A 12,222-nucleotide genomic window follows, 5' to 3' on the forward strand; every position below is an offset into this window, starting at 1 on the left:
CGGTTACTCCGCCGCCGCCCGGTCGGGAACGGACCCAACGGCGGGCGTGGTGGCCTTGCGGGACGGGCGCAGGAAACGGCCCAGCCGGTCCATGTAGAGATAGACCACCGGCGTGGTGTAGAGCGTCAGGATCTGGCTGATGAGCAGGCCGCCGACGATGGCGATGCCCAGCGGGCGGCGCAGCTCCGACCCGGTCCCATGCTCCAACGCCAGCGGCAGAGCGCCCAACAGGGCGGCCATGGTCGTCATCATGATCGGGCGGAAGCGCAGGAGCGACGCCTCGTAGATCGAGCGTTCGGGCGGCAGGCCGCGTTCGCGTTCGGCCTCCAGCGCGAAGTCGATCATCATGATGGCGTTCTTCTTGACGATGCCGATCAGCAGAACGATGCCGATCAGGGCGATCAAGGACAGGTCGTGACCGGTCGCCATCAGGGCCAGGATCGCCCCGACCCCGGCGGACGGCAGGGTGGACAGGATGGTGATCGGGTGGATGGTGCTTTCGTACAGCACGCCCAACACGATGTAGACGGCGACCACCGCCGCCAGAATCAGCCAAGGTTGGCTGTCGAGCGAGGCGCGGAACTCGGCGGCGGTCCCGGCAAAGCGCGCGGTGGCGGTGTCGGGCATGCCGATGCTGGCGCGCGCCTGCTGGATCGCCGCCACCGCGTCGCCCAGCGCCACACCGGGGGCCAGGTTGAACGACAGGGTGACGGAGGGGAATTGCCCCTGGTGGGTGATGACCAGCGGGGCGGTGGTGCGCGTCACCTTGACCAGCGCGTCGAGCGGGACCACCCCGCCGCCGGTGGCGCGGACATAGAGCTTGGACAGCGACACCGGATCCATCTGGAAGGAGGGTTCAACCTCCAGAATGACCCGATACTGGTTGGTCTGGGTGTAGATGGTGGAGACCTGCCGCTGACCGAAGGCGTCGTACAGCGTGTCGTCGATGGCCTGCGGCAGCACATGCAGGCGCGAGGCGGCGTCGCGGTCGATGGTCAGATAGACTTGCAGGCCATAGGGCTGCTGATCGGTCGCCACATCGGTCAATTCAGGCCGTGCGCGCAGGGCGGCCAGCAGGCGAGGCGTCCAGTTGGTCAGCTCCTGCGGGTCGGCGTCCTGCAACACATACTGGTATTGGGTGCGGCTGACCCGGCTGTCGATCTGCACATCCTGCGCGGCCTGCATGAACAGCGAGATGCCCGACGCGTCCGCCGTAGCCGCGCGCAGCCGGGCGATGATCTCCTCGGCCGAGGCGTTGCGCTGGTCGCGCGGCTTGAGCGCGATGGTCAGGCTGCCGCTGTTGGTGGTGGCGTTGACCGATCCGGTGCCGACGAAGCTCGCCACCGCCGCCACATCGGGGTCCTGGCGCACGATCTCGGCGATGGCGCGTTGCCGCTCGCTCATCGCCTTGACGGAGATGGAGGGCGCCGCCTCCGTCACGCCCAGGATGACGCCGGTGTCCTGCTGCGGCAGAAAGCCTTTCGGGACCGCATCGTACAGCCACAGGGTGGCGATCAGCGTGGCGATGGTGACGGCCAGCGTCAACGGCTGATGGCGCAGCACCACGTGCAGCGACGCGCCATACCCGCGCAGCAGTGCGTCAAAGAGCCGTTCGCTCCAGCGGAACAGGGCGTTTTGCGGCTCCTCCTCCTGCGGCTTCAGCAGGCGGGCGCACATCATCGGCGTCAGAGTCAGCGAAATCACCGCCGAGACCAGGACGGCGATGGACAGCGTGATGGCGAATTCGCGGAACAGACGGCCGACCACCCCGCTCATGAACAGCAGCGGGATGAAGACGGCGATCAGCGACAAGGTCAACGAGACGACGGTGAAGCCGATTTCCCGCGCGCCGGTCAAGGCCGCCTGCATCGGGGATTTTCCCTCCTCGATGTGGCGGACGATGTTTTCGATCATGACGATGGCGTCATCGACGACGAAGCCGGAGGCAATCGTCAGCGCCATCAAGGACAAATTGTCGAGGCTGAAGCCGCACAGCGCCATGATGCCGAAGGTGCCGATCAGCGACAGCGGCAGGGCGGCGGCGGGGATGATGGTGGCCCACGCCTTGCGCAGGAACAGGAAGATGACCAGCACGACCAGACCGGCGGTCAGCACCAGCGTCTTTTGCACATCGGCGACGGAGGCGCGGATGGTTTCCGTCCGGTCGGTCAGCACCGCCATGGTGATCTGCGGCGGCAGGGCGGCTTGCAGCGACGGCAGCAGGGCACGGATGCGGTCCACCGTGTCGATGATGTTGGCACCGGGCTGGCGCTGGATGGTCAGGAGCACCGCCGGTTTGCCGTCGTGCCACGCCGCCAGTCGGGTGTTTTCCACCGAATCCACCACCGCGCCGATGTCCGACAGCCGCACCGGCCCGCCATTCTTGTAGGCGACGATGATCGGGCGGTAGGCGGCGGCGTTTTCGATCTGGTCGTTCACGCCGATGGCCCAGCTTTGGCGCGGCCCGTCGAAACTGCCCTTGGGGGCGTTGACGTTGGCCTGGGTGATGGTGCTGCGCACATCCTCCAGCGTCAGGCCCAACCCGGCCACCGCGCCGGGGTTGACCTGCACCCGCACCGCCGGGCGCAAGCCGCCCTCGATCCCGACATAGCCGACGCCATCGACCTGCGACAGCTTTTGCGCCAGCAGCGTGTCGGCGGCATCGCTGATGGTTTCCAGACGCAGGCTGTCGGCGCTGAGGGCCAGCACCATGACCGGAGCGTCGGCGGGATTCACCTTGTCGTAGACGGGCGGGTTCGGCAGCCCCTTGGGCAAGCCGCCCGCCGCCGCGCTGATGGCCGATTGCACGTCCTGCGACGCCGCGTCGATGTTGCGGGTCAGGTTGAATTGCAGGGTGATGGTGGACAGGCCGAAGGAGCTGGTCGAGATCATCGACGCGATCCCGGCGATTTGCCCCAATTGCCGTTCCAGCGGGGCCGTGACCGACGAGGCGATGACCTCCGGTGACGCCCCCGGCAATTGGGTGGTGACGCGCACCGTCGGGAAATCGACCGTCGGCAGCGACGAGATGGGCAGGGCGCTGTAGCCCAGCAGCCCCAGCAGCACCACCGCCATCATCAGAAGGCCGGTGGCGACCGGGCGCAGGATGAAGGGGGCCGACAGGTTCATGACGGCTCCCGCGCCGGACGGGGTTGCGCGGCGCTGTTGCTGGCCGGGCCGCCGGGGCCGTTTTCCGGCGGCGACGCGCCGTCGGTCGGCGGTGGGCGGCGGCGCGGCGCGTCGAGGTTGTTGGGATCGCGCGGCGCGCGGTCACGCGGGCGTTCGCCGTTGGCGTTCGCCGTGGGCGCACCGGCCGGGGCGGCGTTGGGAGCGGCGGAGCCGGTCGGGGTTTCCGTTGGCGACGTCCCGCGCGGCGGTGGATCGACCAGACGGACGCGCGAGCCGGGTTGCAGGCGGTATTGGCCATCGACGACCACCCGTTCGCCGGGGGTCAGGCCCTCGTCGATGATCGCCTTGTTCTCCTCCAGCCGGGCCACCTTGATCGGGCGCTGCTCGACGGTCTGGTCGTCCTTGAGGACATAGGCGAAGGTCCCCTGTGGGCCGCGCTGCACGACGGTCCCCGGCACGGTGGTCGCCCCACGCCGGACCGACGCCAACAGCCGGACGTTGACGAAGCCGCCGGGCCACAGCCGTTGCGGGTCGTTGGGCAGGGTGGCTTTCAGCCGGATGGTGCCGGTCCCGGTGTCGATCATGTTGTCGATCACCGCCAGCGTTCCCGTCCCCAGCACGGCCTTGCCCTCGCGGTCCAGCGCCTGCACGGTCACATCGCCGCGCGACTGGGCGTCGACGATGGCGGGCAGCAGCTTTTCCGGCAGGGTGAAGACGACGGCGATGGGCTGCACCTGGGTGATGGTGACAAGGCCGCTCTGGTCGCTCGACCGCACCATGTTGCCCTGGTCGAGGGAGCGCAGGCCGATCCGCCCGCTGATCGGCGCGGTGATGGTGGTGTAGTTCAACTGGACCTGCACCGCCTCGATCGCCGCGTCGTCGGCGCGCAACTGCGCCTCATACTGCGTGACCTGGGCGCGCTGGGTGTCCACCGTCTGTTTCGCCGCGAACTCCCGCAGGCTGAGGTTGCGTTCCAGATCGCGGCGGGCGTTGGCGAGCAGTGCCTCGTCCTGCGCCTTTTTCGCCAGGGCCTGGGCCAACTGCGCCTGAAGCGGGCGGGAATCGATCACCGCCAGCACGTCGCCCGCCTTGACGATCTGGCCTTCGCGCAGGTCCAGCCGTTGCAGCTCGCCATCCACCCGCGCGCGGACGGTGACGCTGTTGAAGGCCTGGACGGTGCCGATGCCGTCAAACCAGATCGGCACATCCTCCCGCGCCACCGTCCCGGCCTGCACCGCGACGACGGAGTTGCGCGCGCCGGGGCCACCGCCGGGAGGACCACCCGGCCCGCCAGGGGGAGGCCCGCCTGGCCCACCCGGAGGGGGGCCGCCGGGCGCACCGGTCGTGGTCCCGGGATGAACCAGCTTGTCCCGCACGGCGTAGCCGACGCCGCCCACCAACCCGGCCAACACAAGGCCGGTGATGACCGGCTTCCAACGCATACCCATGATCGTCCTGACCGTCGTCCGAGAATCTCACCACACAAGAGACCCATGATACGGGCGAAAGCGCGGCACTCGTCGGTCGGTCGGGTGTTATTTTTCGGGGATGGGGATGTTTTCGGTCGGAAGCGTGTCCGGCGGCGGGGCGGGCGGGGGCGGCAGCAGGGCGTGGGCCAGCCGCAAGCCCACATCGTCCCGCCCGTTCTCGTCACCGTTCAGGATCAGCAGGATCGTCCGGTTGACCTCGGGGTAATGCCAGGCTTCGCAGCGGAAGCCGCCCAGACGGCCGGGATGGCCCAGCTTCTTGCCCCAATCGCTGTCCTCCACGACCAGACCAAAGCCATAACCCTCGTCGTTCTCCTCCCCCGCGCGGTCCTCCACCATCGCCGCCAGGGTTTCCGGGCGCAAAAGACGGCCCGGCTGGCGGAACAGCGCGCTCATGAAGCGATCCAGGTCGGTGATGGTCGTCGTCACCGGGGCGTCGCCCAACGGGCTGGAATAGGCGTAGGCGCTGGAATCGACGCGCGGACGCCCCTTCTTGACCGCTGCCTGATAGCCATGGGCCAGGTTGACCTCGCTCAACGCAGCCCCCAGCGTGGTGGCGGTCATGCCCGCCGGGCGGAAAATGCGGGCGTTCAGGGACTCGGCCAGCGGCCGCCGGTCGAGTTTTTCAATGATCCGGCCCAACAGCAGGAAATTGGTGTTGGAATAGGCGTATTGGCCGGGCGTGGTCGGGGTGCCGCAGGGGGATTTGGTCAACGCCTCCTCCACCGTCCAACGCGGGCTGGGGTGGCGGGGAACCGGCGTCTTGGCGTTGCGCAGGCAATCGGGAATGCCCGACCGTTGGCTGAGCAGGTCGCCCACAGTCGCCGTGGCGAGATGGGGCAGGCGGGCGGCCCCCGGCAGACCGATCAGGGGCATCACCGGGCTGTCGAGGGACAGTTTCCCCTCTTCCACCAACTGCAACACCGCAACCGCCGTCATCATTTTGCCGGTGGAGGCGATGTGGAAACGGGTGTCGGGGCGGACCGGACGCGGCTTGCTGGCGGAGGCTTTCGGCAGTTCCGCCACCCCGGCGGCGGCGATCTGCGGCGGCCCGTCGGGCCCGGACACCAGCAGCACACCACCCGGCGCGCCATAACGCCGGAGTTGGGCGGCCAGCGCCTCGTCGAACTGGGCTTGCGTCACCGCGTGTGACGGTGGGGCCGGGTCGGGGGCGGGCGTCTGGGCCATGGCACCCCCGACGCAGGCGACGGCACCACCGATCAGAGCCAGAATCGGCGCACGCGACACGGAACAGGGCAGGGGCATGAACGGCAATCCGAATGTTGTGCGGATCGGCGGTGGCGTCAATTGACCAACCCGACGGCCAGATTCACCACCAAGGCCAGAACCGTGGTGTTGAACAGAAAGGACAGGATGCCGTGCATCAACACCACCCGGCGCAGAGGGGCGCTGCGGGTGATGACATCCGACACCTGCGCGGTCATTCCGACGGTGAAGCTGAAATACAGAAACTCCAGATAATCCGGCTGGTCGTTGCCTGGAAACTCCAGCGGCTTCGCGCCAGCCCGGTGCGGGCTGTCCAGCCAGTAGTCATGGGCGTAATGCTGGGCGAAAAAGACGTGCAGAAAGCCCCACGACAGCAGGACCGTGACGGTGGCCACCCCGGCGACCGCCCCGGCGTGCGGCGATCCTTTGGCCGTCACCAACTCCACCCAGATGGCGATCAGCGTGGCCGTCGCCACCAGCATCGCCCCGGCCAGCACCCCCACCTTGCCGGGATCGAGCCGTTGCGCCCGCAACCGGATGGATTCGACGCTGGCCCGCAGCATGACCGGAGTGGACAGCAGAAGATACAGGGCCACGCCGCTGTCCCAACCCACCAGAGCGGCGGTGACGGGCCGCACCCACAAGCTGCCAAGGACCGCCAGAACCAGCGCCAGAGCGGCTGCGATCAGCAGTGACGGGCGGTTGCCCAGATGACTGACGACGTGCCGCACGCTGCGCCGCGCCCGCCCGACACCCGACGTCATCGGTTCCGGCTTCAGTTGGACGCCGGATACAGCGGCAACAGGTTTTGCTGACGCCGTTGGAACCGCACCAGTTCCATCGCGGTCAACGGCTTCACCCCAAGGGCGCGGTTGACGGCGGCGACCTCAAACATCAGCGCCTGTTGGTGGAACAGCACGGCATAGGCATCGCCCAGACGAAAGTCGGGATCCCACATGTGGATGGCCTCGGCCCCGGCCCCGTTCACCTCAATGATGGTGAAGGCTTCACCCCGCTGCAAGCGTTCAACCGACTCGAAACGGATGTCGAAGCGGCCAAAATGGAACCCGGGCATCGCATCGGCGATCTCGTCAAAGCGCGCGGTCAAGGTGGCGGTGACGTGGGCGCAGGCGTCCTTGTACAGCCCGCCGACGCGGCTGCTGCCGACCAGGGACAGGCGGACGATCTCACCCTCCGGCGGCACCTCGTCCAGCCGGTCGGCCAGGGCCTGATGATGCAAATCAGCCTTCCAGGCGGCGCGCGGGTCGCGCGCGATCAAGACCCGCAAGGTCGAACGGCCATCGCCAACCACATGCGGGTAATAGCGGAAGGTCATGGAGAAGATGCGGCCCGACAATTCACCCGGCTTGCGCACGTAAAACACCCCGGCCTCTCCGGCGTGGGGCACATAATCCTGCAGAATCACCCGGCAATTCTCGGGAAACTCCGACAGATAGCGTTTCAGATCGGCGACGTCCTGAACCAGACGCACGCCGATGCCGCGCCACCCGATGTCCGGCTTGGCCACCAGCGGAAAAGCAACGCCGCTTGCGGCCACCACGGCCGCCAACTCCGCCTCCGTCAGATCCGCGCGGTTGACCAGATCGCGGGACTGCGCCACCCACTGGCGCGCCTCCGGCCCGATCAGGTCGATGCATTGGATTTTCGACTCGCCCAACAAGCCGCCCGCTTCAATCGATGGGTTGGCCGCCGTGGGCAAGGACAGGCTACGGTGGCGAAAACCCAGCGCAAACCATTGAATGACCAGGGGGATGTAGAACAGAAGCGGCGGAATGCGTTCGGCGAAACCAATGGTTTTGGATCCCGCCGGAACCACCGGCATGCCGGGCAGAGCAATGTCGTGCGGGGTGGGCATCCCCTTCAACGCGGCGGGCAAATGCGGTTCGACCGCGCGGTACAGCCGTTGCCAAAGCCCGGAGGCGGCGCAGCGCATGGTGCGCGTGCGCAGGCCGACGATCACCAGGACCACCGCCAGACCGATGGCCTGCATTTCAACCGCCGCCGCTTCAAGAGAGGATGTCATCAGCGTCAGCAGCAACCAAACGTGGATGGTGGCGGTGATGAGGGTGATGAGGATGAAGCGGACAAACGGGACCTTCATCACGCCGCAGGCGAAATAGGTGGGGAACAGAACGCCCGGAACCAGTCGGCATGTCACCAACGCGGGCAACAGATTGCGATCCAACGCCTTTTTGCAGCGCTCCAGCAACGGCCCCTCGGTCCGTCGCCGCAGCCACGCGCTGCGCAGCGACAGAATGCCCAAACAGTAAATCAGCAAGTCCCCGGCGATGATGCCCCCCAGCAAAGCCAGAGCGGCCACACCAATGTTGAGCGTGCCGACACTGATAAGACTGGCTCCCGCCGCGATGGCCACATCCTCGTGCAGCAGAGTCAGCAGGGCGAGTCCAAACAACAGGGGGAAATCGGACAAAGCTGTTATTGGTTGCAATGCGGCAAACACGGGGCGGGCGATCCGTCTGATTGGCCATTCGGCAGAGGATATGAGGGGCAAATTACATAAATTTCCCTTAGCTTCACATTAAAAGTTTTTTGGAACTCCGCGTCACCGACAATTCACCCCTATAACTATATAAAATCGTTATACCAATGATCGCAATTATGTGTTTGTGGATATGGCAAGAACACGGCACACTGTCCTTCGTCACCCAACCCCGACCGGGTCAACGCCCCGGCCTTGATAAGCCCCGGCTTTCAACAGCCTGACACCCAGGAGACGCACCGTGAAGACCATGCAGTGGGACGATCCCTTCCTTCTCGACGCCCAATTGACCGAGGATGAGAAGCTGGTGCGCGACAGCGCCCGCGCCTACTGCCAGGACAAGTTGCAGCCGCGCGTCATCTCGGCGTTCCGTGAAGAGCGCTTTGACCGCGACATTATGTCCGAAATGGGTGAATTGGGCCTCCTGGGGCCGACCATCCCAGAGGAATATGGCGGGCCAGGCGTCAACCACGTTGCCTATGGTCTGGTGGCGCGCGAGGTTGAGCGGGTGGACAGCGGTTATCGTTCCGCCATGTCGGTGCAATCCTCGCTGGTCATGCACCCGATCTATGCCTATGGCAGCGAAGAGCAGAAGAAGAAATGGCTGCCCCGTTTGGCCAGCGGTGAGTTGATCGGCTGCTTCGGCCTGACCGAGCCGGACCATGGGTCCGATCCCGGTGGCCTGAAGACCCGCGCGACCAAGGTCGATGGTGGCTATCTCCTGTCCGGTTCCAAGATGTGGATCACCAACTCGCCGATCAGCGATCTGGCGGTCGTTTGGGCCAAATCGGACGCCCACGACAACAAGATCAAGGGCTTCGTCGTCGAACGCGGAACCAAGGGATTCTCCACCCCGAAGATCGAGGGCAAGCTGTCGCTCCGCGCCTCCGTCACCGGTGAAATCGTGCTCGACGAGGCCTTCGTGCCGGACGAAAACCTGCTGCCGAACGTGTCGGGTCTGGGTGGGCCGTTCGGCTGTCTGAACAAGGCGCGCTACGGCATTGCCTGGGGCGTTCTGGGTGCCGCTGAATTCTGCTGGCACGCCGCCCGTCAATACACCCTGGACCGCAAGCAGTTTGGCCGCCCGCTGGCCGCCAACCAGTTGATCCAGAAGAAGCTGGCCGACATGCAGACCGAAATCACGCTGGGCCTGCAAGCCTGCCTGCGCGTGGGCCGGATGATGGATGACGGCAGCTGGTCGCCGGAAATCATCTCGCTGATCAAGCGCAACAACTGCGGCAAGGCTCTGGACATCGCCCGCGTTGCCCGCGACATGCACGGCGGGAACGGCATTTCCGAAGAATTCCAGGTGATCCGTCACATGGTCAATCTGGAAACCGTCAACACCTACGAAGGCACCCACGACGTGCACGCCCTGATCCTGGGCCGCGCGCAAACCGGCCTTCAGGCGTTCTTCTGATCGGACCCACCCGGCCGGTCCGCGCTTGGACGGGCCGGGTGATCCGTTTGTGTGTGACACGTGTGATCGACCTGCTGTCCTACCCCTCCCCGATCCTGGTCGGGGAGGGTTTTTTACGCTCGGGTTCTGGCCAAAATTGGTTCAGGCCGCGCGCGCGTCCGCGTTCGCCTGATCGCGCACTTCGGTCAGGAAGCGTTCGACCTCGGCGGCCAGGGTGCGGGTCTGGTCGGACAGGCCGCGCGCGGCGGCCAACACGTTGGCGGCGGTGGCACCAGCCATGTCGGTGGTGCTGGCGAGCGACCCGATGGTGGTGGAGACGCCTTGCGTCCCCAGGGCCGCCATTTCCACCGCCCGCGCGATCTCCTGCGTGGCGGAATGCTGTTCGCGCACCGATTGGGTGATGTCCCCGGCGATGCCGTCGATCTCGGTGATGGTCTTGCCGATGGAACCGATGGCGGTCGCCGCCTCCCGCGTCACCGCCTGCATGGCGTTGACCTGGGCGGCGATCTCGTCGGTGGCCTTGGCGGTCTGGTCGGCCAACCCCTTGACCTCGGTCGCCACGACGGCGAACCCCTTGCCGGCTTCCCCGGCGCGGGCGGCCTCGATGGTGGCGTTCAGCGCCAGCAGATTGGTTTGTTTGGCGATCGCGTGGATCAGGCCAACCACCTGGCCGATCCGCTCGGCGTTGCTCATCAACCCCTGCACCGTCGCGTTGGTGCGGTCGGCGTGCGACACCGCTTCGCTGGCGATGCGGGCGGAATGGCCGACCTGCTCGGTGATCCCACCGATGGAACTGGCCAGTTCGGTGGCGGCGGCCGCCGCCGACCGGACGTTGCCCTGGATGTCGTCCGATTCCCGCGCCACCGTCTTCGACTGGCCGGACGCCTGCTCCACCACACCAGCCATTTGACCGGCGCTGTCGGCCATCCCCGCCGCCGACGCGGCGATGCCCTCCACCAAGCGGATGACGGTGCGCTGGAAGCGGTCGGCCATGGCGATCAAGGCGACGCGCTTGGCCTCCTCGGCCTTCGCGTCGGACACGGCCTGTTCGGCGTTCATCCGTTCGATGGCTTGGGCGTTGTCGCGGAAGACACGGACCGACCCGGCCATCGCCCCGATTTCGTCGCGTCGGTCAGTGCCTGGCACCGTCACGCTGATGTTGCCCGACGCCAGATCCGCCATCGCCGCCGCCATCGCGCGCAGCGGCTTGATGACCATGCGGCTGAGCAGCAGGTTGAGCAAACCGATCTGCACCACCAGGGCGATCAGGCAGATGGCGATCTGGTTGCGCATCTGGTTCAGGATGGCGTCGATCTGCTGGTCGATGCTCCAGGCGATTTGCAGGGCACCGACCAAGCGGTTGCTTTTCCCGGTCACGACCGGAACCGTGATGATGATCTGCCCCTTGGCGGACCGGGCCTGCGCACCCTTGCCCGCCAGAACGGCGTCGACCAGATCCTTGTCGGCGGTCAGGTCATAGGGGGCAAAGCGCGGGTTGCTGAAGGTTGCGAGTTCCCCGCTGGGAGCCATCGCGCGCAGCGAGGTCAATTGCACCTCGTTGCTGTTGGCCAGCGGCAGGAATTCCGTCTCGATGGACGCCCCATCGCCCGCCACAAAGCTGGTTTTCGTGGCGTTGGCCAGCATGTCGGTCTTCACGCGGGCGTCGTGGGTCGCCAACCGCACCGCGTCCTCATACTGCATGGACGCCTGCAACCCCATGATGACGACAAAGCCGCCGACGATGGCCGCGACAAAGGCCGCCGTCACCTTGCGCCCTATGGTCCAGACCGGACGCGTTTTCGCACCAACCGTCACCGTGTGCTCTGCGGTTTTCGCGTCCATGGGCATCGCAACGATCCTTTCCCGGCGAAAGATGACGGACGCCAATCAAGGGCGGCGTCCAAGCATGGGGGTGCATGCCCATCGGCGAAATGACCGACAGAGCGCGCGAGGTCTTGGAAAAATGACAAAATTGTTTCAAACTGCCCAAAGAGGATACTCTCGGGACAGTGCCGGATCCATCGGGCTTTTCCCTGAACCACGGCGTTATCTGTTGGTTTGAAGATGCTCTTTGATTGAATTAGGTCTTAGGTCTGAAGACAGAAGACTGAAATACTTTAAAGTCACTCTGTATTCTTGAGAAGGACAACCGCCGGATGATCGCCCGGCGGCTGCCTCCTGTTTCAAAACGCCTTGGGCATCAAAACACCCTGGGCATCACAATTCAGCGCCCATCACCGGGACCGTTCACCCGCGATGCGGAACCCGTTCCTTCCAGAAAAGCGGCCCGGCCCGTTCATAGATCCACGGATACTGGTTGACCATTTTCCGTGCGATGGCGATGCGGTAGGTGGTTGCGGTTATGGCGGCGATGACGATGGTGTGGACGAGGAAGCCCCAGGGGGCGAGGAGTTGTTCGCCCGCCAGGCCCCAGGCGA

At 65.9% G+C, this 12,222-nt stretch carries 8 protein-coding genes; 1 reads left to right on the forward strand and 7 read right to left on the reverse strand.

Features of this window, described 5'->3' with window-relative positions; all coding sequences use genetic code 11:
* Positions 1–3: 3 nt before the first annotated feature.
* From EJ903_RS23895 to EJ903_RS23915, 5 genes are all read right to left on the reverse strand, one after another.
* A complete protein-coding gene (locus EJ903_RS23895; protein ID WP_126620213.1) occupies positions 4–3,129 on the reverse strand; it encodes a multidrug efflux RND transporter permease subunit in 3,126 nt (1,041 codons plus the stop codon).
* Complete coding sequence (locus EJ903_RS23900) at positions 3,126–4,571, reverse strand: efflux RND transporter periplasmic adaptor subunit (protein ID WP_246015903.1); 1,446 nt, start codon at positions 4,569–4,571, stop codon at positions 3,126–3,128. Before EJ903_RS23900 ends, EJ903_RS23895 begins: the two co-directional genes overlap by 4 nt.
* 93 nt (positions 4,572–4,664) lie before the next feature.
* Entirely contained in the window at positions 4,665–5,882 is a 1,218-nt protein-coding gene (locus EJ903_RS23905; protein ID WP_126620217.1) for a serine hydrolase domain-containing protein, read from the reverse strand.
* 38 nt (positions 5,883–5,920) lie between these two features.
* Positions 5,921–6,607, reverse strand: a complete 687-nt coding sequence (locus EJ903_RS23910; RefSeq protein WP_246015905.1) for a DUF1345 domain-containing protein — start codon at positions 6,605–6,607, stop codon at positions 5,921–5,923.
* Between the two features lie 11 nt (positions 6,608–6,618).
* The gene (locus EJ903_RS23915) at positions 6,619–8,277 is read right to left on the reverse strand and encodes a VTT domain-containing protein (protein WP_246015907.1); all 1,659 of its coding nucleotides are present in this window, start codon (positions 8,275–8,277) and stop codon (positions 6,619–6,621) included.
* A 337-nt stretch (positions 8,278–8,614) separates the two neighbouring features.
* Here EJ903_RS23915 and EJ903_RS23920 point away from each other — a divergent pair, with 337 nt between their 5' ends.
* Positions 8,615–9,784 carry an acyl-CoA dehydrogenase gene (locus EJ903_RS23920; protein WP_126620228.1) on the forward strand — a complete coding sequence of 390 codons (1,170 nt, stop codon included), beginning with the start codon at positions 8,615–8,617 and terminating at the stop codon, positions 9,782–9,784.
* A 141-nt stretch (positions 9,785–9,925) separates the two neighbouring features.
* Here EJ903_RS23920 and EJ903_RS23925 read toward each other — a convergent pair whose 3' ends face one another.
* Together EJ903_RS23925 and EJ903_RS23930 are read right to left on the reverse strand one after the other, a co-directional pair.
* The gene (locus EJ903_RS23925; protein WP_246015909.1) at positions 9,926–11,632 is read right to left on the reverse strand and encodes a methyl-accepting chemotaxis protein; all 1,707 of its coding nucleotides are present in this window, start codon (positions 11,630–11,632) and stop codon (positions 9,926–9,928) included.
* A gap of 399 nt (positions 11,633–12,031) precedes the next feature.
* Positions 12,032–12,222 (reverse strand): DUF6867 family protein (locus EJ903_RS23930; protein WP_342772193.1); only part of this gene is annotated, 191 nt, incomplete at its 5' end.

The organism is Azospirillum griseum, assembly GCF_003966125.1.
Taxonomy (GTDB): Bacteria; Pseudomonadota; Alphaproteobacteria; order Azospirillales; family Azospirillaceae; genus Azospirillum; species Azospirillum griseum.